The sequence below is a fragment of the Saliterribacillus persicus genome, assembly GCF_003337485.1.
In the GTDB taxonomy this organism is placed as follows: domain Bacteria; phylum Bacillota; class Bacilli; order Bacillales; family Amphibacillaceae; genus Saliterribacillus; species Saliterribacillus persicus.
In genome coordinates, this window is record NZ_QPJJ01000004.1 from 184,125 (window position 1) to 209,718 (window position 25,594).

Consider the following 25,594-nt stretch of genomic DNA (forward strand, 5'->3'; position numbering starts at 1 on the left):
GTTTTGAATCATTATATGTATTTTTCATACGAGTTACAATGGATGTATTATCCATTTAAAATTCAATCTATCTTTATCATCACCTATTTCGTGATTTTTTTATGGTGGTTTTTTTAGGTTTTTTAGTAAATTATTAATGTTTTTTCCTTCTGTATATATATAAGCTTTTATTTGGCCAATAAAAGACTTGACTCTTCTCGCTTATTTCATTATGCTTTGGTTATTATAAAGGAAAGGGTGAATGTGAGCCGATGAAGTACTAATCCTATTTTTTGACGTATTCGAATTAAAACAGAACATTATCACTTATTGCAAGGGGATAAGTCTGTTCTTTTATCGAATTCACAGAATAGGATTGGGAACTTTAAATCGAAAATGTTAAGAAAAAAAGAGGATACCTATCTATTTTTCTGCATTCACGTTTATTTCGTTTGCCTCCTATTCTGTCTAGAATAAGGAGGCTTTTTTCGTCTCCAGGATTTGAGGGATAAAATTGCTATTACAAGCAAATAAACTTGAAATATATGTAGAAGCACGATTACTGTTAAAAATTGATCATCTACAAATAGATAATAATGATCGAATTGGACTGGTTGGAAAGAATGGAACCGGAAAAACTACGTTATTACACACGCTAGCTGGGAAGATAAAGGCTGAAACTGGAGAAATTACAAGATTCACGACCACGCACCTGTTGCCGCAACTAAAAGAAATAGATAAAACGAAAAGTGGTGGCGAACTAACACAACGGTACATTCAGGAAGCCTTCGCTGAGAAAAGCTCTATCCTTTTCGTTGATGAACCAACAACTAATTTAGACACCAAACACATTGAATGGGTGGAAAAAACATTAAAGCACTGGGAGAATTCCTTTGTCCTTGTTTCTCACGACCGAACGATCTTAAATCATCTTTGTACAAAGATTTGGGAAATCGATAATGAAACCATTAAAGAATACAAAGGAAATTATCAGCAGTATAGATATCAAAAGAATCTCGAACACCAGCATCATGTGATGGAGTATGAAAAATACCAAAAGAAAAAACAGCAGCTAGAAGACGCAATTGTAAAGAAAAGTGAAAAAGCAGAAAGAGCAACAAAAAAACCAAAAGGAGTAAGTCAATCAGAGGCTAGTATTACAGGCGCTAAACCTTATTTTGCCAAAAAGCAAAAAAAGCTTCAACAAACAGCCAGGTCGATTGAAACTAGACTTGAACAATTAGATAAGGTTGAAAAGCCTTTTGAACACGCTCCAATTAAAATGGATTTACCTGATATTAAAAAACAAGTGAATAAACCGATTATTCGTGCGGAGGATCAGGAAATATGGATAGGAAGTATTAAATTACTTCATAAAACTAATTTTTTAATTAAAGGTGGAGAAAAGATAGCAATCGTTGGACCAAACGGATGTGGAAAAACCACACTTTTAAAAGAAATGATCCGAGATAATTCAAGATTCAAGCTATCTCCTATGGTGAAATTTGGTTACTTTAGCCAAGACCTTTCCATTCTCAAACTAGAGAAAACGATTCTGCAAAATATGAAGGATTCTTCCAACCAAGAAGAAAGTTTAATTAGAACTGTACTTGCTAGGCTTCATTTTTTCAACGAAGATGTTCACAAAGAAGTTCAGGTGTTAAGTGGTGGCGAACGTGTTAAAGTTCTCTTAGCTAAAATATTCTTAAGTGATTGCAATGTGCTTATTCTTGATGAACCGACAAACTTTTTGGACACAGAAGCGGTCGAAGCTTTGGAGGATTTGTTGAAGGGATATGAAGGAACGATTATATTTGTCTCGCATGACAGACAATTTGTTAAAAATATTGCCACTAGGATTTTTTCAATCGAGAATAAGACCTTGTCAATTGTTAATAACGGGGAGGATGACGTAAAAGAGACTCTCCCAAGCGCTACAGAAGAACAAAAGTTAATACTAGAAACAAAGATTACAGAGTGTCTTGGAAGAATGAGCTTAGAACCAACCTCAGAACTTGAAAAAGAATTTCAACAACTATTAATAGAAAAGAAAAAATTAGAGTAGTAAGAAAAACATCACAGGAAAATCTCCTGTGATGTTTTGTGTCTTATTTACCTGCTCTATTTTTATTAAATACGTCAAATCCAACAGCAAATAATAGAACCATACCTTTGATAAATTGCTGCCAGTCAATACCGATACTGATAAGAGACATCCCGTTATTCATTACACCCATAACAAGACCCCCGACAATCGCACCAATAACTGTACCAACACCACCAGCCATTGAAGCACCACCGATAAATACCGCAGCGATTGCATCAAGTTCAAGCATGTTACCTGCTGCAGGTGTAGCAGAATTTAATCGAGATGCAAAGATTAAACCAGCTAGTGCAGCTAAAACACCATTATTTACAAATACCCAAAACACTACTCGTTTTGTTTTAATACCTGATAAATCTGCCGCTTTTTTATTACCACCTGTTGCATAAATATAACGACCCATTACCGTATTGTTCATTACAAATGTATAAATGATAATTAATCCAATTACGATCAATAATACCATTGGAATACCTTTGTTCGTCGCTAGTTGATATACAAACCAGTTAATAGCAAACAATAGAATTGCTAATTTTGCAACGATCAACCAAAGTGGTAGTATTTCTAAGTTATATTGGACTTGTGTTTTTCTTTTACTAAATTCCAAATAAACAAGTACTAATGACATTATTCCCGAAAGTACCAGAGAGAAAATATGAATTCCCTCTCCACCAAATATATCTGGCAAGAAGGCCCCACTAAATGTTCCGAATGCATCCGGGAATGGAGCAAGAGACTGTCCGTCTAGTAGATATAACGTTAAACCTCTGAATATTAACATCCCTGCCAATGTTACGATAAATGAAGGTATACCAATATATGCAATCCAGAAGCCCTGCCATACACCAATTAGCGCCCCTACAAATAAGGATAAAATAACAGCTATCCAAACTGGAACATTGTTGTTAATCATTAATACCCCTGCTATTGCTCCAACAAAAGCAACGACAGAACCAACAGATAAATCAATATTACCCGTTATAATAACTAATACCATACCTACTGCTAAAACTAAAATAAAACCATTTTGAAGAATTAAGTTTGTTAGATTAAGAGAATTCAAAGATATACCGTCCGTTAATACCCAAAATAAGCTTGCAATGAATACTAACGCAATAATCATTCCGTATTCTCTTATATTATTTTTAAATAAGCTAATTAACGTTTGCACGTTTAGCACCTCCAGTTCCGGTCATATAACGCATTACATGTTCCTGATCAGCATCTTCGCCTTCAAGTTCACCAGTTATTTTACCTTCATTCATTACATAAATTCGATCAGCTAAACCTAGTACCTCTGGTAACTCTGAAGAAATAACTAGGACAGCCAATCCTTCAGCTGCTAATTCATTTATTTGTGTGTAAATTTCATATTTTGCACCCACATCAATTCCTCGTGTAGGTTCGTCAAGAATTAAGATATCTGGTTCAGTGAAAATCCACTTACTAAGAACAATCTTTTGTTGATTTCCACCACTAAGATTTCCTGCTAATTGCTGTAATGATGGTGTTTTAATATTCAGCTTTTCTCGTAGAAACTGAGCTTCTTTTACTTCTTTTCTCTCATCGATTATAGAATTTTTGGAAATCCGATTTAAATTAGATAAAGTAATATTACGTTTAATATCATCAATTAAATTTAATCCATATGTTTTTCTATCTTCTGATACATAAGCGATCCCTTGTTTAATGGCTTCACTTACCGTATCTGCTTTTATCTTTTTGCCATTTTTGTATAATTCACCGGTAATCTTCTTGCCATAGGTTTTACCAAAAATACTCATCGCAAGTTCCGTGCGCCCCGCACCCATTAATCCAGCGATACCAACAATTTCTCCACTCTTAATATTGAAGTTCGCATTATCAATTACTTTACGATCTTGTTGAGGATGATATACATTCCAGTTTTTCACTTCAAAAACAACATCACCAATTTTTGCGTTCCTATCTGGGAAACGACTTTTTAATTCTCGACCAACCATCCCTTTAATGATCCGATCTTCTGAAGCCTTTTCTTCTTTTGTATCAATTGTTTCGATCGTTTGACCATCTCTAAGAATCGTAATAGAGTCGGATATACTAGATACTTCGTTTAATTTATGAGAAATTAAAATAGAAGTAATTCCTTCATTTTTTAATTCACCTAATAACTTTAGTAGATTAGCACTATCCGTTTCGTTTAATGCTGCTGTAGGTTCATCTAAAATTAAAAGTTTTACATTTTTGGATAGAGCTTTTGCAATCTCAACTAACTGTTGTTTACCTACCCCTATATTCATAACAGGTGTTTCCGGTGAGTCTTTTAAACCAACTCGTTCTAGCAGCTTTTTAGCCTCTGAAAAAGTATCCTGCCATTTCATGATATTATATTTCTTTCGTTCATTTCCCAAAAAGATATTCTCTGCTATAGATAAGAAAGGACTTAGTGCTAATTCCTGGTGAATAATTACGATGCCTAACTCCTCACTTTGTTTGATGTCTTTAAAATGGCATTCATTTCCATCAAAGTAAATTGCTCCATCATAAGAACCATGCGGGTAAACACCACTAAGCACTTTCATCAACGTTGATTTTCCTGCACCATTTTCTCCTACAAGGGAATGGATCTCACCTTTTTCCACTTTAAGGTTTACATTATCTAACGCTTTTACACCAGGAAATGTTTTGGTTATATTACGCATTTCTAAAATATAATCCGCCATCATCTCACCACCTTAATCATTGATAGTTTCCATCGTTCTTTTAAAAATTAGAAGAATAAATACAGAAAAACTAGGTTTATCGCCAAGTTTTTATGGCGAAAGCCTTAGTTTTACTTATACTATAATCCGTTAAAATATATACTTTTCTATAATGTGAGAAATGATTTAGTGGTGATCGAAATCACCACTAAATTTTTCAACCTATTCTAATTCTTCTTCTGAGTAATAACCACTGTCGATAACAACCTCTTGGTAGTTGTCAATATCAACTGATACTGGTTCCACTAGATAAGAAGGAACAACTTTCACACCATTATCATACGTTTCAGTATCATTTACTTCTGCTTCTTCGCCAGCTAAAATTGCATCGATCATATCTACTACTACTGCAGCTAGATCACGTGTATCTTTAAATACTGTTTGTGATTGCTCTCCAGCAATAATTGACTTTATTGAAGCAAGCTCAGCATCTTGACCACTCATAACTGGAATTTCAAGATCTCCAGAACCATAACCTACACCTTTAAGTGCTTGGATAATACCACGGCTAATTCCATCATATGGGGAAAGAACAGCATCTACTGTTTCTCCATCAGAATATGCCTTACTTAAAATGTTTTCCATACGTGATTTTGCATTATTTCCATCCCAACGCATTGTAGCAGCTTGTTCGAATTCAGTTTGCTCACTTTGAACTACTAATTTTCCACTATCAATGTATGGTTGTAATACTGACATCGCACCATCCCAGAAGAAATATGCGTTATTATCATCTGGTGAACCACCGAATAATTCAATGTTAAACGGTCCTTCTTCTTCAGATAAATTTAATGCTTCTTCAAGATAAGACGCTTGTAATACACCAACCTGGAAGTTATCAAATGTAGCATAGTAACTTACATTTTCAGTTTCCATAATCAAACGGTCATATGCGATAACTTCAATATCAGCGTCTGCTGCTTTTTGAAGTACATTTGAAAGAGCTGTACCATCAATAGATGCTACTACTAAAACATCTGGTTGCTTTACAATCATATTTTCAATTTGTTCGATTTGCTTATCTACATCGTCCTCCGCGTATTGAAGGTCCGTATCATAACCTAATTCCTCTAATTGATCTACCATGTTATTACCATCATCTACCCAACGTTGAGAAGATTTTGTCGGCATCGCGATACCGATAGAAGCATCATTTTCTGTTGCCTCTTCTCCACCTTCTTCTGATCCTCCGGAAGCTTCTTCATCGCCACCACAAGCAGCTAATAGTAACATAAGACTAAAAAACAGTGCTAATAATCCTAACTTTTTCATTTTGTAACCCCTCTCTTTTTTTGAAATCGCTTTCTAATACATACTTTAGCACCATTATTCATGTAAGGCTTTACATAAATTTAAACTGTTTTTATGTTTTTTTAACAATCCTGTAATAAAGCTGCTTGTTAAAAGTCTTTTTTCAATTCTGAAACTAACCTAAAACCCTGTTATACCAACATATTTCACAAGTTAAACGTTTATGCATTAATTATTACAAAGAGATGACAAAAATATCCGAATAATTTTTTAGACAAAAAAATACACGTTATCGGGACTGCATTTGCCTAAAAATAATGACAAATACCCGTAACGCGCATGACTTTTCGTTCATTCTGCATGTTTGAATTGCTTTGGTGATACTCCTGTTATCTTTTTAAAGGTAGTACTAAAATAATGCTGCGAATCGTAGCCGACAAATTCTGAAATATCACGAATGGTCATATCTGTGGTTTTTAATAAATCTGCCGCTTTATTAATACGCATTTGTGTCAACAAACCAACATAAGAAATACCAAGCTCCTGCTTCATCATTCTGCTAAGATAAACCGTCGAGATATGTAGGGCAGCCGCCACTTTTTCCAGAGTTATCGACGGATCAAGATAGTGCTCATGCACATACGCTTGTGCTTCTTTTACAATGGGAGAAATTCTGAGCTTACTATCAACTTCTTCTTTACAATTCTCATAAGCTATATGTAAGTCTGTAATTTCACCTTCCACTTGAACTACGTGCTGTAAAACAGTGATATCTAAATATTCTTTAATAGAAGCTTCAATTTTTTTAATTAGCTCCTGTGGTATTGTATCCCATAAACAGACATTCAATAGATGGATACGATCTCTAAAGACAACAGCTTGTTTGCCCTCTAACAATTCTTTTACAATATTTTCAATCGCAAATAAATAAACCTGACGATCGTTTTCCTGCATATATGTTTGATTTTGATGATATTCTGGCCATTTAATAATCATATATTGAGCTGGTTTTTCAACAGGAAGATCTAGAAAAGCAAGTTGCTCAGTAATTTCATCTTGCACAAGCTGCTCTTCTATCCAGTCTATAAAAAAACGAATCATCAGCTGATTATAGTTCTTTTTAAGCTGTGATTTTGCTTGTCGCAAATAAGTTTGTTGTGTTATTTCCTTTTCTAGAGATTCATGAACCTCCAGTAGCAGTTGATGAAGCTTTTCAGGATTAACTGGCTTCAAAATATAATCTTCGACCTGTAGCCTGATTGCTTCTTGTGCATATCGGAATTCATCATAACCTGAGATAACTACCATTTTACACGACGGTAGCTCTTCTTTTAAACGCTTCATAGCTGCTATCCCGTTCATAATGGGCATATTCAAATCGATCAGAAGAATATCAATGTTATGTGCTATTGCCATTTCTACTGCTTCTTCACCATCTTCTGCTTCTCCAACAACCTCCATATTCAAGCTTTCCCAATTAACTGAGGAACGAATGCCGTCTCGAATAATAAATTCATCATCTGCAATAAGTACTTTCCATTTACTCATTAACGTTTTTCACCATCCTCAATCGCTTCATTTTTTAGAAGTGGTAATTTAATTTGAATCGTTGTTCCTTCTCCTTCTTTACTTTCTAACGTGAGACCATAAGAAGAACCGAAGGCAAGGATGATTCTTGCTTGAACATTTAACATGCCATACCCTTTTTTATCATCATCTTCTTTTTGATTTTCTGTTCTTTCTATAGCTTCGTTTAAGGCTAATTGCATATGTGCTAACTGCTTTGGATCCATGCCCTTGCCATCATCTTTCACTTCTATTATTAAATGATCTTCCTTCTTGGTTGCTGTAACATCTATGTGACCGATTCCTCTTCTTTCTTTAATACCATGGTAAATAGCATTTTCCACAAGTGGCTGAAGAATAAATTTTAGAACGTAATTTTTTTTCAAACTTTCTTCGATTTCTAAATGGTAAACTAACTTTTCTCTATATCTTGTTTTTTGAATAAGTAAATAACTTTCAATATGATCGAATTCTTCCTCTAGCGTAATTCGATCTCGGCCTTTACTGAGACCGATCCTAAATAACTTAGCTAATGATTCAACAACCTCTGCGACATCATTTGCTTTTTGTTTTCTAGCCATCCATTGAATGGTATCTAAAGTGTTATATAAAAAATGCGGATTAATGTTAGCTTGAAGACTTCTGAATTCCGCTTCTCGTTTCTGCCTCTCATGGCGCTCTGTTAATCTTAGCAAATCATTGATCTGACTTAACATTTTATTAAAGCTTCTACCAAGCAATCCAATTTCATCATCTCTTTTTTCTTTATATCTGACATGAAACTGTCCACTTTCTGCTTTTCTCATAAAGGCCATTAGCTGCGTAATTGGTTTTGATAACGAATAGGATAAATAGTAAGAAACAGGGATCCCAAATAACATTAGGAAGAATACAAATGTCACGATATAAAATCGAATCTCCCGCATTTCAAACACTGTTTCCTCAGTAGGAAAAACACCAATGGTTGTCCAATTAGAAAAAGGAGACTCCTGAAAGATAAATTGCAGTTTTTCCTCATTAATGTCCTTTGAAAAGGTTCCAGACTTTTGACCTTCAAGCCACTCACGCGGAATGGATTCAACTAGTGGATCATCAGGTCGATAGATATTCTCTCCCTGATCATCTACTACCATCAAATATCCAGACTTACCTAGTCTAACATCCACTAATGTTTCTGCAATAACTCTTAATTTTAAATCAATCAAGATTACACCTTTAACTTCTTGCGTATATGGATCTGTCACTGCCCGAACAACCGATACTACTTCATCATTCTTATAGTTAACCAATGATGAAATCTTTCGATCGGATGGCTGACCAATAATTTTAAATATCCCTTTGTTTTCAATAGCTTCCTGATACCAAGGTTCACTCGTCAAGTCTCTAGAGGCAGGAGCGTAAAATTCATTACTTATGTAATCTCCTTCGTTGTTAACAACTAGAATGCCCGCTACTTCTGGTGACAGGGTGGTAAAGTTTCTTAAGAATTGTTGAATATCATAGTCATTTCGCGTCATTGTCTCTTCTGCTTGATCAATTTGAAAAAAATTTTGCACATCTTCATTGAATGCAATTAAATAGGTAATACTTTGCATGTTATTAATATAAAATTCAAACGTTTCATTCACTTTACTGATTAATTGAAGCGTATTATCGTTCACTTGCTCTTCTAATACTCTTTCAACAGTCCAATTTATAAGGATACCTAATGCAATAATCGGTATGATACTAATAATTAAAAAATGTGAAATCAGCTTATATCGAATTGGTAAGTTATTAATTTGTATCCAACGCTTCAATATAATCAATCCATTCTAGGCGGTTTATTTTGGATAGTAAGATTCCACATTATCTTCGGTTACGATCGAAATACCTGTGTCTACATAACGAGGAAGTGGATTACTTCCATCCTCTTGTTCGACAATATCATGATTTAAGTGAAATAAATGTTGCAATGACCAATATCCCATCTCCCAAGTTCCTTGAGCAAGTGTTGCAGAGATGACTCCTCTTTCTATCATGTCTAATGTTCCTTTATCCGTGTCAAAACTAATTATTTTAATTTCATCTTCAAGATTTTTGTTAATAGTAGCTTGTCCTACACCTACTCCACCATTAGCTTCTGTTGCAAAAATTCCAGCAATATCTGGATACTCTCTCATAATTTCGTCAGCAGCTTGACGCGATAATAACTGATCGCCTCTACCATCTTTTATTGCAACAACCTTCATGTCAGGATACTCCATAAAAATGGTATCCTGAAACCCTTGTGTTCTTTCTTGGTGGTTGAGCTGCCGTGGTTGAGTGATCACACCTACTTCACCTGTTTCATTTAAAAAATCTGCCATTTTATGAGCGGCTTGCACACCTGCATAGTAGTTATCTGTGCCAAGGAAAGAATAAGCTTTACTCTCTGGTGCATCTGCATCAAACATAACAACAGGAATACCAGCCTCCACAGCCTTATCGATGACATCGTTTAATGCTGTGGGATCCATGGTAGATACAGCAATCCCAGCTGGGTTTTTCGCAATTACTTGTTCTAAGACTGTAATTTCTTCTTCTACATCATACTGCGTAGCGCCACGGTATTCCACAGACACATTTAAAGCTTCCGCTGCGTCTTCAAACCCTTTAACAGCTCGCTTCCAATAATCAATACCTACTTGAAAAGTTACCATAACGTAGGTTTCATCCATGCTACCTCTTAATTCATTTTCTGACCATTCCCGAGTAGTTTCAGACTCAGTCTGATAATTATAAACATATATAACAAAAAGTCCAATTAGAATTAAATAAATGAAAAGCAGTTTTCGCAATAGTGAAACCCCTTTCAATATTAACTTAGCAAAATATAATAACATTCATCCTATAGACGAATGTGAGATAAATAGATTGCTTGATTGTAACAAAATTGTAACGGAAAAGCTTTGTTTCGGCAACCTTATATTGTAGCTAAATGGAGAGGGGTTTCACTGAATACTTAAGTGGAAATATGATTTGGTCATGAATCTCTACAAATCTTGCTCATCAACTCAGGGAAATTGACCGTGAATTATCGAATGAAGCACCTCTTTCATTAATAAACATTCTCTCAAACACACGAAAATTATTTTTAGAATTGCTTGAATTGGTAATAACTTTACATTTTCCTTGTTTATGATTTCGTTTTTCGGGAAAAAGTGTAAAACAAAGGAGCGTGATAGAAATGCCTTGGGATACAACTGATTACCCAAGTTCTTTGAAAAATTTAGACACGGTCGTTCGCAAAAAAGCGATTGATATTGCAAATGCCATGATTGATGAAGGGTACAAAGAAGGACAAGCTATCCCTATCGCCACGGAACAAGCAAAAGAATGGTATAAAAATGCCTCCGATAATGAAAAAAATGAAGTAAAACAAATGGGTGATGAGGATCTTAAAGCACGTGATGACAATCCACAAGACAGCAGACCTGAATTGCTTGAAAAAGGAGAGCATGTTATTTCTCATGAGGATGGTTGGGCCGTAAAAACACAGGATGCTAGACGTTCTTCTCATGTATTTGACAAAAAGGAAGATGCTATTAAACGAGCAAGAAAAATCGCTGAAAATAAACAGACCAGTGTCATTATTCATAAAAAAGATGGTTCAATACAGGATAAAATAAATTATTAACATTTTTTCAAAATATTGGTTTATTAGATTGCAAAGCGGGTAAACCTCTACTACAACAAGGAAAGGAGGATCAACATGGCTAACAATCAAGGAAAAAGCGGCGAAGAGCGTAAGCACGATACTAACAAAGAATACGGCCGCCAAGGAAAATATGCTAAAGGGAATCAAAAGAACAGTGACAATGATAAATAAACTTACTTATATCAAGCAAGCTGATCAAAAGAATGACGACCTTATGATCAGCTTGCTTTTTTATTGTTTATACATAGCTAACCCTTTACCTTTACACTTCTCCCATTTAAAATAAAAATGATAGTATTAATCTTACAAAAAACCCAAGAAGAGGTGTATAGTTTGTTTTTTAAAGCAAATCCAAAGGCAGATAAAACTAGTGTGAATATAGCTTTTTATAGTACATTTATCTTTTGGTCAGGATTTTTACTTCTCAACAGCATACTCGATCCATTTAATAAAAGCATACCAATCGATTCCTTAACCTTATTATTAAGCGGCTTAGCTGTCTTTTTTCTAAGTGAAATTGTCGCACGCTTTTTCAGAAAAAGAAAAGGACGAACGCCAAATTAGACGCACACCCACTTATCATTAATCTTCCGCATGTCTTCCTATTAGAATATCCAGATCTATTGTCACTTCCATTAATTTATCGATTTTATCCTTTATCTCATCATAATCTGTATTCCACGTTAATGGCGTCATTCTCCAAAGTTGTACCCGCAAATCATTGTCAATTTCCTGCTTATAAGTAAGACGATGAATTTCTGTCTTACTATAATGCTCATGAAACTTATTCACTGTCTCATCATTCGAATAATTGGAAGGCTCTGAAGAAATAATCTCACGAATTTCTTTTAGATAATTCTGCTGTGGAACGACTTTAATTACGACAGCGTCTTTTGTAGAAATTCGATCAAATTCCTCATAATTTGCTGGAGACAGTATATTTAACAAAACATGAAAGGAGCTTTTCTGAAAAGGATTCTTTGCTAGATCCCCTACACTCCATATCGCTTCTGGATAGTATTTAGCTGCTGTCATGATTCCATCCTTAGAAATATCAATGCCAAAGCCTTGAGGATTTATGTGGTCGATACGTTTCAAAATTTCATGCAAATGGGAGCCTTCCCCAGAACCAACATCTAAAATATGCAGTTTATTTTGAGAATGAGATTTGATTACTGTTGTAATTTTTTCATGCAGTGGCTGATATAGCCCTCCTGCAATAACCCTATGCCTTGCTTCAAATAATTCTTTGTCATATTGCTCAGGAGATGATTGCATATAAAGGTTGATGTATCCTTTTTTAGCTACATCAAAGGTATGCTGATTCACGCATAGCATGGATTTTTCTCTTATATCCATCTCACCCTTACAAATAGGACATCGAAAAAGATGAATGTATTTTTCTAATAATAAGACTGTCTGATCTCGTTTTTTCATAGTAATCGCTCCGCGTGTATAGTTTGTTTAACCATACTACCATAAAAAAGCCCCAGAAGTCTTAGCCTTTCACTAATTTTGTACGCATATGGTTAGAGAATAATTCTACGAGTAAAATCAGCACCATTAACCCAATTAAAATTGAACCAACCTCTGTCCACCTGTAAGCATTCATGGCAAAAATTAGAGGGGCACCAATCCCACCTGCTCCTACCAAGCCTAATATAGAAGCTTCTCTTAAATTCATATCAAAACGATAAATCATAATCGATAGAAAAATCGCAAATAATTGCGGCACAATACCATAGCGTATTTTTTCAAAAGTGTTACAACCAATGGATGTCATCGACTCCAGAATGCTCGTGTCTAAATCTTCTATAGCATCGACATAAAGCTTTGCTAACATTCCAATCGAGATAAGAGCGATAGTCAAAACACCCGCAAACGGGCCTGGCCCCGTTACTCGAATAAACATCAGCCCATACACAAGAGCAGGAACGGTTCTGATAAAAATTAATAACAATCGCGTAATAAATGCCACCGGCTTTGGTACAACATTTGACGCTGAAAAAAAGGCTAACGGAATAGCTAATAACGCTCCAATAATTGTGCCTAAAAATGCGATCGCTATCGTTTCAACCAGTAAATATAAAACCCCTTGCGATGTGATATTTAATAATAGATCTAAATCTGGACTGACAATTCCTTGTAGAATATTTGTCGCAATTATCCAGCCACTTTCTTCAACATTTTCAATATTTACCGCTGAAAATGACCAAATAAATAAGAAAGCGACAAGTGCTGTCACGATTAAAATATAGCGATTATTACGAGGTGCACTCACTAACTGCTTTTCAATCATTTCCATTTATTTTTCTCCTTTTACATTAGCTTTTTTCTGAAATGTTCACTCACGTTCTCTATTAAAAATACAGTAATGGCAAGCATAAATAATACCATTCCAACACTCGCATAATCTCGCCAACCGAGGCCTTCGTTAAGTAAAAGTCCTATACCACCTGCACCAACATAGCCTAAAATCGCTGCATAACGAACATTTCCTTCAAAACAAAATAAAGAAGTCGATAAAAAATTAGGCAAAACTTGAGGGAAAACTGCATGGCGAAAAGCATGAATCCGCGTCATACCAATTGATTCCATTGCTTCAAAAGCTCCCATATCAACATTCTCTATTTGTTCATAGAGAAGTTTTCCAACATACGCAAGTGTAAATAGGAAAATTGCCACGGTTCCAGCAAGTGTGCCAAGCCCAAAGATAAACGTGGCAATAAGGGCTGAAACTAATGTAGGCAAGGTTCTTAGAATACTCAAAAATACTTTAGAAAGTATGACAATCACTCTATTTTTCACCATATTAGAAGCGGCTAAAAAGGCCAACGGAATCGCTGCGAATGCACCAAAAATAGATCCTAATAGAGACATTTTTATCGTGTCCATCAATGGCCGCCATATATAAGGTAGATACTCCCATTTAGGAGGGATCATCTCTCCAATAATTACAAAAAATTCTGTCCATCTTCGAATTAATATATCCAATTCGAAATTTGTGAAATGGACCGAAAGCCACGTCGCAATGAAGACAACTATTAAAATAATAGGCGTTCTTGAACGCTTCTCAAGAATCGACTTTCCATTTGCTAAGGCTAGTTTTTTAGGAGGAAAGATTTTATCATACATACGCTTCTTTCTCCTTTTCCTCAAATTCATCCTGAATTTCATCTAACTTTCCGTTGTATATGTAGTCAAGAATTTCTGGAGTAACTTCACTTGCATGACCGTCATAGACGATTTCACCGGTGCGAATACCAATGATTCGATCCGCATATTCCAAAGCCACCTCAACATGGTGAATATTCATAATTACGGATATTTGCATATCCTTATTGATTTTTTTAAAATCGTCCATTACTTGCTTTGACGTAACAGGATCTAGAGAAGCAATTGGCTCATCAGCTAAGATAATAGCTGGATTTTGAGCTATTGTTCTTGCTAAAGCCACTCGCTGTTGCTGACCACCAGATAATTGATCTACCCGTACATAAGCCTTGTCCAAAATTCCGACCTGATCTAATGCAGTAAGCGCCCTTATCTTATGCTCTTTTGAAAATATCCCTGTTATTTTTCGCCAAGCTGGTAAGTCTGGTATAAAGGAAACGAGGACATTTTTTAATACTGTCGTGCGAGTAACGAGATTAAAAGATTGAAAGATCATGCCAATTCTTCTTCTTAGCTTACGAACACCTTTTCCTTTTAATTGTGCTACTTCGATATTATCCACCAACAGGGTTCCCCCTGTGATGTCATGCATCCGATTAATGCATCGTAACAGGGTTGATTTGCCTGCACCAGATAAACCAATTATGGCAACGAATTCACCCTGTTCAATAGATAAATTTATATCTTGTAATGCCAATACATCTTTTCCATATCTTTTTTCAACATTTATAAATTCTATCATGTCAAAATCTCCATTCTTCATTACAAACTTTTAAGTTTAGGCAAAAAGAGAACACCATAGATGATGTTCTCATTTTCTACTTTTACCTACCTATTTCACTATTTATTACATATTAATTTAATGACTGGACCAATTCCTGAGCTTCACGTTCTGCGTCATAATCCTCAGAAGTAGCCTCTTGGTACCCTTCATGGTTATAAATCGAGATAACTTCTTTTCCTTCTTCTGTTTCAGCAATATTCATAAACGCCTGTTGAAGTGCTGCTTTTAAGTCATCATCCATGTTTTCAGAATTCTTACTCACACTAACAGTGTCATTATAAATTCCTGATGTTACTCCAATAACATTTGTCTCGTCCCAGATTGGTGCTTCACGCTCGAAATCACCTTCCCAAGATTCCGCGTTATCACGGCGAGCATCTGCATAGGTAACCATGACATCGACTTGCTCTGCTGCAAGACGTGCAAAGGCACTACCATAAGAATCTGCTTGCACAACATTTTCTAAATCCGAAATTGTTTTACCAAACTTATCATCTAACCAAAGTGCTGGATAAATATAACCTGCTGGTGAGGAAGATGACATCACTGCCCATGATGCGCTATTTACATCTTCAAAACTTAATTCTTCTCCATTATTTACTTTTTCCGCTAATGCTTGTCCTTTTTCAGAAGGCCCTGCAATCATTAAAGCCCGGTAGTAAGTAACTTGTTCATCAGACGCATCTGTTGGTTTATTATCATTCCAATCCTTTGCTTCATCAGAATCATTATTCAAACCAGCACGAGTAGCAGTTAAAATCACTTCTGCTCCATCATCATATAAAACATAAGTTCCACCTGGTATTAGACCAACATCTGTAGTTCCAGCAGATAGAGCTTCACCTACTGCTTCATAATTTGTTCCAACCGTAATATCTACTTCTCCGATATCATAACCAAGCGAAGACATTTCTTCTGTTAGTAAATTTTTAAGCGGCTCTGTCGCCGTAATAATTTCTTCCGGATCTCTTGAAGGAACAAATCCAATAGAAAGCGTGTCTAAGGATTTATTTTCTTGTGCTTCCTCTTCTTCCTCTGAAGCTTCTTCTGTTTCTTCTGTTTCTGTTTCTGTTGCTTCTGCTTCATTACCTGTTGTTTCTTCCGCTTCTCCCTCTTCGGAATTGCCACAAGCAGCTAGGAATAAAACGAGAAATAAAATACCTAATCCAACCATAAATTTCTTTAACATTCTTGATCCCCTCTTTCGTATTCAATTGAAACTATCTACTATACTAACGAATGATTATTAAGCAGATATGGATAAAATGTAAAAGATTGTTAATAAGTTGTAAATTTGGCTTTACTTGCTGTTTTAAGTTTTTTAATTATTATTGGTCTAACTTTAGTAGTGCATGTCTAGCAACTAATATAAAAAAAGCATGTAAATCCATATTTAGATAGGGATTTAACATGCTTTTCTACTTTTTATTAATGAGAGCTATAAATTAAATTATATTTGTATTCCTTTTTATTTTAGTATTCTCGTACTATTTTAAAATGTGTATCTTCACTTGAATCAAGATTAATAGCTAAGCTAAGAAGTCACGACGTGTTGCTGAATTTTTGGATTTGTCTTGGGTTTTGCGCTTTGTTTTCGATTTTCGCGATTTGCTCTCGACTTTTACGATTTGTTCTCGACTTTCGCGATTTGTTCTCGACTTTCGCGATTTGTTCTCGACTTTCGCGATTTGCTCTCGACTTTTGCGATTTATTCTCGACTTCTGCGATTTATTCTCGACTTCTGCGATTTATTCTCGACTTTCGTGATTTGCTCTCGACTTTTGCGATTTGTTCTCTACTTTTGTGATTTGCTTGCAACTTCTGCGATTTCCTTGCAACTTTCGTGATTTCCTTGCAACTTCCGCGATTTCCTTGCAACTTCCGCGATTTCCTTGCAACTTCCGCGATTTCCTTGCAACTTCCGCGATTTGCTTGCAACTTCTGCGATTTCCTTGCAACTTCCGCGATTTCCTTGCAACTTCCGCGATTTCCTTGCAACTTCCGCGATTTCCTTGCAACTTCTGCGATTTCCTTGCAACTTTCGTGATTTGCTTGCAACTTTCGTGATTTCCTTGCAACTTTTATGATTCTCACAGATATTTTTCAATTCAGTAATAAATGATTCATGAAAACTAGAATTAGTATTTTCCTAATCCCATATGCTGATATCTTCCTCTTGCAATTTGGTAAACTCCATATAAAAATAGACCTATTGCGGCTATTCCCAGCAATACTTGACCATAAGGCTCCTGGGACAATTCGGATAAAACACCATCTAGTCCTTTTGCTTGATCAGAATCAGAGGTCCAGGCGGTTTGAATGAAGAAAAAACCAACCATACCAAAAACAGCTCCTCTTGAAGCTAGTCCTAATCTTCCAGCGTTTTTAGCAATTCTATATTCATGTGAATTCATATCTTGTGTATGAAATCTCTTCATGAACTTTGTAGTAATTCCTTTGTAAAGCTCTAATATTCCATAAACAATAATTATCACACCAACTGCAGCTATAAGCCATTGCCCAAAAGGTTGAGATAATAATTTAGCAGTCATTGTTTTTTCAGTATTCCCACCACTACTACCTGCGTTTAAGGCAATTTTAAATGCACTATAAATTAAACCACCATAAATAATTGCTATGACTAAGCTAGCTCCTCTTGAAAAAAGTCCTTTCAATCCCTTTCCTTTATTCTGAGGGTCTTTGATAACTTTAATTAAAAGCCACATTTCATATAATAATAGTCCAATAGCAATTAGCCAAATTAATATTTCGCCAAATGGCATCCCCGCTAAAGATCTGAACATCCCTTGTGTGCCTGACGTATTCCCACCAACGCCGATCGCCGCCATAAAGGTTAATATACCAACCATGACAAACACCATACCTTTTGCCATATATCCGATTCTTGCTAGGCGCCTAATCCAAGGTTTTAATTCTTCTTTAGCTTCTTCGGTAGATGTATTAGTTGTATTTGCTATCTCCATAAGTATCCTTCCTTCTAATTATTAATATTTCTTTTCACCGTAATATTCCCTCTCGAGAAAAAAAGAAACCAGAAAGCAGTGAGGAACAGTTGGGAGTTATCTTTTTTTCCTTTTAGAATTTCACACTTTCTAAATACAAAAAATGATCAATGATTAGTAGGAATTCGAACTACCAACCATTGATCATTTATGCTTACTTTAATACATTTTTATGGATTTACAATAAAGTTATCGATATTGATCCTTTTCCCAGAGGTTCCATTGACTACTATTTTAAACCGAACAGGGTTTGTTTCATTAACGGTTATTGTTTTCTCCTCTAAGCTACTATTACTTGTAAAGGGCCCCGCTACATTCGACCAATTATTACCCCCGTCTGTTGATTTTTGAAGTGACCACGTAGCACCAGAGTCGCCTCCAAAATTTGCATGGGATAACGTAACAGAGCTTGAGCTGTTCACATCAAAGTTCATTTCAATTGCTCCATTAGAACGAATTCGAGCTGCTTGGGATCCATCTTTTTTATCAGAGGAGAGATTGCCAAGAAGCGCATTATCAAAATACCAGCTTCCCGATGCGAGATTTACATCGGCAGCCGCATATGCCCCCTTTGATCCTGTATCAAATTCTTCTAACGGTTCACCTGTAGCTTGTTCAATCGTAAAATTATCGATATTGATTCGTTTACCTGAAGTTCCACTGACAACAATTTGAAAGCGAACAGATCCCGCTTCGCCCACAGAAATAGTTTTTTCTTCAAGGGAACTACTACTTGTAAAAGGACCGGCAACATTTGTCCAGCTACTGCCACTATCCGTCGATTTCTGTAGTGACCACGTAGCACCAGCATCACTTCCAAAATTAGCATGTGATACAGTAACTGATTCAGCACTTTCCACATCGAAATTCATGCGAATACTTCCATTCGATCGAATACGTGCAGATTGTGTGTCGATCCTTTTATCAGAAGCAAGTGAACCAAGGAGTGCATTATCAAAATGCCACTCTCCTGAATCTAAAGAAACATTTCCTGCAGCATATGCTCCTTTACTACCACTTTCGAAATTCTCTGTACCGTCTGTTTCAGTTGGAGGCTCTTCACTACCTCCATCTTCATCTTCATATCCATAGGAGCCAGCACTAAAAGTGGAACTATCCCACCAATCATATCCTGGAGCTGGGGTTGCCCATGGCTCTTGTTCCGGCTCTGTAGATGTCTCAGGATCTTCCATTGCTAATAAACTAGTTGGCTGATCAAGTTGCAGACCAGAAACCTGATCAAGTGAAGTATAGCTCTCTTGTTCTGCTAACCAGTTAATCAAATTCGTTAATAGTAGATGATTATCCTGATCATAGAATCCATCATAGGTTGTTTTGGTTTGACCATTTTCTTCTCTTTTATATTTTGGTGTAATATCCTCAACAGGTGAAGAATCACCAATCACTGCTACTTTTCCTAAGCTTGGCTTTGAAATTGCTACATACGGACCTTCGTCTTCACCACCGCCATTATATACGCCTTGATCTACTGCATGAGCCCATGCTTGCGTCGTTTCTTCAACATATACGATACCCTTTGCTTTATCTGGATCGGTTATCGCAAGTGTAGAACCTGCGTGCATTGTCATTTCAGTAACATTTTCGGTGATATCAAAACTTTGCTGCGGGGAAACGATAATATCACCAGCAACATTTCCAAGTGAATTGTAACGAATACGGATCCCAAAGTTATCAGACAGCCAGTCTGAGCTATTCACATTCGTCATATAAAAGGAATTAGCTTCTTCTTGGCTCATGCCAAGCGTTGGATCATTCCATGCTCCTCTGCGATATCCATTAAAAACCTCTGAAGAGTCCCATCTGTTTTTGTTTCTATCTGCATTATAATGATCTGCGATGAAAAAAATACTACCGCCTTGATCCACATAATCTACTAATGCTTGTTGTTCTTGGGTAGAAAAAGGAATATTAGCTTCAGGAATAACAAATACCTCATAATTACTCAAATCACTTAAGGTAATTCTTCCTTCTTTTCTTAACTCTTTTACATAGTAGCCTTCATCTGCTATTGCGTCGGCAAAATCAGAAAATGCACCATCAATTACCCAGTCAGCTGCTCCAGCCGTTTGGCCGTGTACGTTATCAAATAACACAGACATTCCGTTCGCATTTCCAGACGGATTAATCTCTGGCGCTGGATCTGTTGGACCCTCTGCTAATGCATTCGGCACCACAAACCCAAATAGACTTGCTACCAACACTAAACTGATTAACATCTTCTTAAACAACGAACATTCCTCCTCTATATTAAAAAATCCTTCGAACACTTACAATCTAGCAAATGGATATAGAGGTAGTATGGAGTGGATATTAAATTCGCGTAAATTTTAAGCGGCTGATAGAATAAACGTGAGTATTGTCTATCAACTTTTACTGAAATGGAAGGTTTGTAAAGGAAAAAGGAGTCAAGGATGATGGAAGCATTATTGTCTTTAAAAAAAGTAGAGCTAAAAGATAGAGATAACTATAAACGCTATTTGTTGTTAGCAGACGAAGATCCGGCTATGGTTGATCGTTATCTATATACTGGGGAGTTATTTGCTATTCGCAAACAGAACGATGTAATAGGCGTGATTCTTGTTACTTTTCCATCTAATTCAACCATAGAAATTAAAAATATTGCCCTAGAGCCTCAAGAGAGAGGACTTGGATATGGGAAGAAAGCTATTCAATTAGTCTGTGATCAATTTTATTTAAGAAACTTCAAAACGATTCGAGTAGGAACAGCCAACTCAAGTATTGGCAATCTAGCATTCTATCAAAAGATAGATTTTCGAATCACAGAAATTCGCAAAGATTTTTTCTTGCAATACGAACATCCTATCATCGAGAATGGAATCAGAGCACTTGATATGATTATGATGGAAAAGACAATTAAAGAGACTGGAAAGATATCTAGCCAAAAATAATAAAAAAAGGTTTTGGTTATGTCATTTGATAATCAGAACCTTTTTAGGTGAATGTTTTTCATTATTTGTTTCCTCTATTTTTCCGGAAATATATTTTTAATTTTTATGTTGTCATATCTAATAGGAGGTTACTAGTGTATGGAAAAATTAATGTCTAAAAAAAGTGCTATTACAGCTATAATTAGTATTTCTCTTTTATTAATTGTAAGGTTATGTAGTATATATTTCGCAGGGGATAAACTATTTTCAATTTACAATATAGATATGGTAATTCTATTATTGCTTATAATAGGTCATTTGGTTGTTTTAATAGTGTTGGTTAGAAAAGATAACAACCATAATAAAAATTCAGAAACACAGCATTTTAAAAAGGTATCCATTTTCCTTGTTTAAAATAGATAAACCAATAAAAAATCGCACCCTCCCATTATTTGGAGTGGTGCGATTTTTCGTTTTTTATACTGAGTTTTGTCCCAGTCTCTTTAGAGCACTCATTAAAGTTCTTTATCTTTGTGTTATCTAAAGATAATTAAAACCACTACTTGTTAAGCTCTGTTTTGGCTATAGATAATGGATTTACATTACTGACATAGGGTACTAAGCGAACCGCAAACTGAAAATCCTCAGCACTTAATTTATATTTATCTAATACATCCGGACCACAGCTTGCTGACCCCAGACCATGCTGTCGATAATCTAAATTAACAGTTACGGTGTCTTCTTCCCTTAATTCATAGGTGTGTTTAGCTTGGTCGATATTCTCCATTAAATATCGGTGGGCACTAAAATCAAATGCTGGCTCTCCCACAGCAAGAAGACCTATTGTCTTTCCATAGATAGCCATCCAGTTTACGTGATGTCTATTACCATTTTCTTGTGGTACAGCATAATTGGTAAAAAGCCCATCAACGGTATTCGACCAAATCCCTTTACGATTCGCTTCCTTGCTATCGACATATGCTTCTCCAGGACCATTTCCATGATAAGTTACGTCGCTAAATGCATCTGGTACCTGCATTTGCAAACCGATTTTCGGAAAGGTTTCTGGTGTGTCACCAGCTAATTTTCCATCCACTGAAAGTACAATATCACCACTTGAGAAAACATCATACGTATAAGTAGCTGTTATCGACCATGCTAATTTAGGTGGGGCGATTCGTACTTGCGTTTTAATCTGTACTTTTTTTCCGTCAGAAGAAAGATCGTACTTGATACTATCTAACCGATGCTGTAACCAGTGTAAACCATATTGACGCCAGTATTGTTTATTACTGACTGGCTTCCATTGATTTGTTTCATATATATCATTATCAATTAATGCTCTCCAAAAATTTAATTGTGGAGCCTGTTTGAGTACTTCCTTACCTTGGAAACGCCATGCTTCAAGTAAGCCACTAATTTTACTGAAGACAGCTTCAAAATGACTCCCTCTTAGATGCAAAGCCGTTTGTTGATCATCTATTGTGATCGGAGCTTGCTCGATCCGCGGGATTGGTGTGGTAGTTGCTTCTACTAACACTTCAAATTGAGACCATGCGACCTCATAACCAGCACTAGCCCAGTCCGTATCTGAGGCTAACAATACTTTTGTATTCAAATAATAATACGTATTAGCTATGATCGATTCAGGTAAAGTAAAGTTCACAGTCAATTCCCTCGTCTCCCCAGGTTTTATCCCGCCAAGAGAAGTTGTCCCATTTTCCACTATTTTACCGTCAGCTTCTATCGACCACACCAATTGAAGATGATCTAATGTGATAAAATCATAGCGATTAGTCACCCTAACTGTTTGCTTGTTCCAATCGATATTCTCAATTTTCACAGGCTCTAGCACCTTTTTGTATTCTGCTAAGGCAGGTGAAGGAGTATGGTCTGACATTACTAAGCCATCCATGACAAAATTCGAGTCATTTGGCTGATCTCCAAAATCTCCACCATAGGCAAAATAGGATTCGCCACTCTCTGTGGTCTTTCTAATTCCATGATCCATCCATTCCCAAACAAAACCGCCTTGCAGCCTTGGATAACGATAGAAGGTTTCCCAATATTCCTTTAATGCCCCTGGACTGTTACCCATCGCATGTGCATATTCACAAACAATATGAGGTGTCTTTAAGAAGTCCTTTTTGCCTAATCGCTCCAGGATATCGATGTCTGTGTACATGGTTGTAAATACATCAGAAGATACCGGGTCAGTTGAAGGGTCCTTATCACTTGCATTCATAATCTTTCGGCATTCGCCTTCGTAATGCACCAAACGTTGTGGATCTCTTTTCTTTGCCCATTGATACATTGCATCATGATTTTGACCATAACCAGATTCATTCCCTAAAGACCACATAATAATTGAAGGATGATTTTTATCTCGTTCTACCATTCGAATCATCCGATCAAGATAAGCATCCTGCCATTCTTTATCATCACTAATCAAGTGGGGCTGTCCAATATATTCAAAGCCATGACATTCTAAATCCGCTTCATCAATCACATAGAGCCCGTACTCGTTACATAGCTCATAAAACCTCGGATCATTCGGATAATGTGCCGTTCGTACTGCATTTATATTATGTCGCTTCATCATCACAACATCTTCTACCATCCATTCATAAGGAACTGCTTTCCCTAGATCTGGATGATGATCATGCCGATTGACACCTTTTAATTTTATCGCTTTTCCATTGACTAAAAATAGGCCATTCTTTAATTCAAGCTTACGAAAGCCAATATTTACAGGGATAACCTCCACAGGTTCACCATTTTTTAAAAGTGTAATAAATAACTGGTATAAATATGGATCTTCAGCACTCCATAATCTTGGATCTGTGACCTCGAACTCTTGCGATTGATTTTGAGCATTCAAGGCTACTGCTTCATCTTTTATAAGCCTTCCATTTTTAGCATATAACTGATACTGTAGCTTGTAGTCTTCAGAAGTATTCCCGTTCATCTCTGTCTCTATTTTCAGTTTGCCATGCTGATAATTATTATCTAATTCCGTTTGAACAAAAAAGTCACGCAAATGATATTTCGGTCTTGCTAATAAATAGACATCTCTAAAAATTCCGCTGAGCCACCACATATCTTGGTCTTCAATATAGCTAGCATCTGACCATTGATACACTTTTACCGTAACGCTATTTTCTCCCAGTGTGAGGAACTTTGAAATATCAAATTCAGCTGGTATGCGACTCCCTTGACTATATCCTACAACTTGTCCGTTGATCCAAAGGTGAAAGGCACTATCCACCCCTTCAAACTTTAGAAAAATTTGTTTATCTTCCCATGATGACTGAATATGGAATACTCTTTTATAGACTGCTGTCGGATTTTCTGTTGGAACCCTGGGTGGATCAATGGGAAAAGGATATTGTTTATTGGTATAATGCGGTATGCCATAACCATGCATTTGCCAATTAGAAGGTACAAATAATGCTTCCCAATCATCCGTATCATAGTCATTTTGATGCACCCTATTCGGAACTTCTTGCGGTGAACTAAAATAAGCAAATTTCCATGATCCATTTAATAATTGAAATTGATCCGAATTTTCTCTTTCCATAGTTTTTGCTGCTTCCTGATTGGAAAATGGAATATAATAAGATCTAGCTTTTTCGCGATTTCGATGTAATACAGACAACGTTTCAAAATCATTTGTCATTTAGTCACTTCCCTTCTCTTTATCACCGCGTTATTTCTCTGTGAGACTCCAAAAGTCAACGTCTGCTTTATACTTTTTCAACAAATTGTCTTGCTCTTTGGGTTAAAGCTTTTAAGTCTTCTTTGGAATAAGAATCCTGTTTTTTTACTAGTGAGCTTCCTAGACCTGCAGCCACAGCTCCTACCTGAAAATACTCGGAAATGGTATCAAGGTTAACTCCACCTGTTGGCATTAATGGGATATGAGGTAAGGGTCCTTTGATATCCTTTAAATAGGCAGGTCCTAATATCGTCGACGGGAATACTTTAATAATATCGCCACCATTTTCATAAGCCGTTAAGATCTCTGTTGGAGTCATCGCACCAGGAATACTTACTACACCGTATCTCTTGGTCATTTTGATTGTCTCGATGTTAACCGTTGGTGAAAATATAAATTGTGAGCCTGCCATTATTGCAGCTCTTGCTGTCTCACTATCTAGCACTGTTCCAGCACCAACAATGATCTCCCCGTCAAATTCATTCCTTACTTGTTCAATAGTTTGCAGGACATTAGGGGTATCAACGGTTATCTCTAACGTTTTAATGCCACCTTCATACAAAGCTTTCGTTACATCTAACACATCTCGCGGATTAACGCCGCGTACAATAGCCACTAATTTATTGTGAAAAATCCTTTGTAACGTTTCCATTATAGGTTCTCTCC

At 36.2% G+C, this 25,594-nt stretch carries 20 protein-coding genes; 5 read left to right on the top strand and 15 right to left on the bottom strand.

Annotation, left to right across the window (positions count from 1 at the left end; translation table 11 throughout):
* Window positions 1-487 precede the first annotated feature (487 nt).
* Entirely contained in the window at window positions 488-2,044 is a 1,557-nt protein-coding gene (gene abc-f, locus DFR57_RS06295; RefSeq protein WP_114352291.1) for a ribosomal protection-like ABC-F family protein, read from the top strand.
* 43 nt (window positions 2,045-2,087) lie between these two features.
* Here abc-f and mmsB read toward each other — a convergent pair whose 3' ends face one another.
* The 6 genes from mmsB to DFR57_RS06325 form a co-directional block, all read right to left on the bottom strand.
* Complete coding sequence (gene mmsB, locus DFR57_RS06300) at window positions 2,088-3,254, bottom strand: multiple monosaccharide ABC transporter permease (protein ID WP_114352292.1); 1,167 nt, start codon at window positions 3,252-3,254, stop codon at window positions 2,088-2,090.
* A complete protein-coding gene (mmsA, locus tag DFR57_RS06305) occupies window positions 3,238-4,785 on the bottom strand; it encodes a multiple monosaccharide ABC transporter ATP-binding protein (RefSeq protein WP_114352293.1) in 1,548 nt (515 codons plus the stop codon). The genes mmsB and mmsA overlap by 17 nt, the downstream gene beginning before the upstream one ends.
* A gap of 201 nt (window positions 4,786-4,986) precedes the next feature.
* A complete protein-coding gene (chvE, locus tag DFR57_RS06310) occupies window positions 4,987-6,096 on the bottom strand; it encodes a multiple monosaccharide ABC transporter substrate-binding protein (protein ID WP_114352294.1) in 1,110 nt (369 codons plus the stop codon).
* Between the two features lie 330 nt (window positions 6,097-6,426).
* The gene (locus tag DFR57_RS06315) at window positions 6,427-7,623 is read right to left on the bottom strand and encodes a response regulator (RefSeq protein ID WP_114352295.1); all 1,197 of its coding nucleotides are present in this window, start codon (window positions 7,621-7,623) and stop codon (window positions 6,427-6,429) included.
* Window positions 7,623-9,440, bottom strand: coding sequence for a cache domain-containing sensor histidine kinase (locus DFR57_RS06320; RefSeq protein WP_114352296.1), 1,818 nt, complete (start codon window positions 9,438-9,440; stop codon window positions 7,623-7,625). The genes DFR57_RS06315 and DFR57_RS06320 overlap by 1 nt, the downstream gene beginning before the upstream one ends.
* Before the next feature lie 24 nt (window positions 9,441-9,464).
* On the bottom strand, window positions 9,465-10,460 hold the full coding sequence (locus tag DFR57_RS06325) for a substrate-binding domain-containing protein (protein ID WP_211315347.1): 996 nt from the start codon (window positions 10,458-10,460) through the stop codon (window positions 9,465-9,467).
* A gap of 389 nt (window positions 10,461-10,849) precedes the next feature.
* Between DFR57_RS06325 and DFR57_RS06330 the strand changes: the two genes are divergently transcribed.
* Together DFR57_RS06330 and DFR57_RS06335 are read left to right on the top strand one after the other, a co-directional pair.
* Complete coding sequence (locus DFR57_RS06330) at window positions 10,850-11,299, top strand: DUF2188 domain-containing protein (protein ID WP_114352298.1); 450 nt, start codon at window positions 10,850-10,852, stop codon at window positions 11,297-11,299.
* Between the two features lie 354 nt (window positions 11,300-11,653).
* Window positions 11,654-11,884 carry a hypothetical protein gene (locus tag DFR57_RS06335; protein WP_114352299.1) on the top strand — a complete coding sequence of 77 codons (231 nt, stop codon included), beginning with the start codon at window positions 11,654-11,656 and terminating at the stop codon, window positions 11,882-11,884.
* Between the two features lie 18 nt (window positions 11,885-11,902).
* Here DFR57_RS06335 and DFR57_RS06340 read toward each other — a convergent pair whose 3' ends face one another.
* The 7 genes from DFR57_RS06340 to DFR57_RS18610 all read right to left on the bottom strand — a co-directional run bounded on the left by DFR57_RS06340 (window position 11,903) and on the right by DFR57_RS18610 (window position 20,538).
* Window positions 11,903-12,757: a putative RNA methyltransferase gene (locus tag DFR57_RS06340; RefSeq protein ID WP_114352300.1), complete on the bottom strand. Its 855-nt coding sequence runs from the start codon at window positions 12,755-12,757 to the stop codon at window positions 11,903-11,905.
* Window positions 12,758-12,818: 61 nt separating this feature from the next.
* Window positions 12,819-13,625 (bottom strand): phosphonate ABC transporter, permease protein PhnE, encoded by an 807-nt coding sequence (gene phnE, locus DFR57_RS06345; RefSeq protein WP_114352301.1) that lies wholly within the window; start codon window positions 13,623-13,625, stop codon window positions 12,819-12,821.
* 14 nt (window positions 13,626-13,639) lie between these two features.
* A complete protein-coding gene (gene phnE, locus DFR57_RS06350) occupies window positions 13,640-14,455 on the bottom strand; it encodes a phosphonate ABC transporter, permease protein PhnE (protein WP_114352302.1) in 816 nt (271 codons plus the stop codon).
* Window positions 14,448-15,236: a phosphonate ABC transporter ATP-binding protein gene (gene phnC, locus DFR57_RS06355; RefSeq protein WP_114352303.1), complete on the bottom strand. Its 789-nt coding sequence runs from the start codon at window positions 15,234-15,236 to the stop codon at window positions 14,448-14,450. Before phnC ends, phnE (DFR57_RS06350) begins: the two co-directional genes overlap by 8 nt.
* Window positions 15,237-15,348: 112 nt before the next feature.
* Complete coding sequence (locus DFR57_RS06360; protein WP_211315348.1) at window positions 15,349-16,467, bottom strand: phosphate/phosphite/phosphonate ABC transporter substrate-binding protein; 1,119 nt, start codon at window positions 16,465-16,467, stop codon at window positions 15,349-15,351.
* 949 nt (window positions 16,468-17,416) lie between these two features.
* Window positions 17,417-18,262, bottom strand: coding sequence for a DUF1206 domain-containing protein (locus tag DFR57_RS06370; RefSeq protein ID WP_114352305.1), 846 nt, complete (start codon window positions 18,260-18,262; stop codon window positions 17,417-17,419).
* 209 nt (window positions 18,263-18,471) lie between these two features.
* A complete protein-coding gene (locus tag DFR57_RS18610) occupies window positions 18,472-20,538 on the bottom strand; it encodes an Ig domain protein group 2 domain protein (RefSeq protein WP_342768830.1) in 2,067 nt (688 codons plus the stop codon).
* A 198-nt stretch (window positions 20,539-20,736) separates the two neighbouring features.
* Here DFR57_RS18610 and DFR57_RS06380 point away from each other — a divergent pair, with 198 nt between their 5' ends.
* Together DFR57_RS06380 and DFR57_RS06385 are read left to right on the top strand one after the other, a co-directional pair.
* Window positions 20,737-21,231: a GNAT family N-acetyltransferase gene (locus DFR57_RS06380; protein WP_245937407.1), complete on the top strand. Its 495-nt coding sequence runs from the start codon at window positions 20,737-20,739 to the stop codon at window positions 21,229-21,231.
* A gap of 138 nt (window positions 21,232-21,369) precedes the next feature.
* Entirely contained in the window at window positions 21,370-21,624 is a 255-nt protein-coding gene (locus tag DFR57_RS06385; protein WP_114352307.1) for a hypothetical protein, read from the top strand.
* 145 nt (window positions 21,625-21,769) lie between these two features.
* On the opposite strand, the gene lacZ is transcribed toward DFR57_RS06385, so the two are convergent.
* Both lacZ and DFR57_RS06395 read right to left on the bottom strand, forming a co-directional pair.
* A complete protein-coding gene (lacZ, locus tag DFR57_RS06390; protein WP_114352308.1) occupies window positions 21,770-24,889 on the bottom strand; it encodes a beta-galactosidase, LacZ type in 3,120 nt (1,039 codons plus the stop codon).
* Between the two features lie 67 nt (window positions 24,890-24,956).
* Window positions 24,957-25,580 (bottom strand): bifunctional 4-hydroxy-2-oxoglutarate aldolase/2-dehydro-3-deoxy-phosphogluconate aldolase, encoded by a 624-nt coding sequence (locus tag DFR57_RS06395; protein WP_114352309.1) that lies wholly within the window; start codon window positions 25,578-25,580, stop codon window positions 24,957-24,959.
* Window positions 25,581-25,594 lie beyond the last annotated feature (14 nt).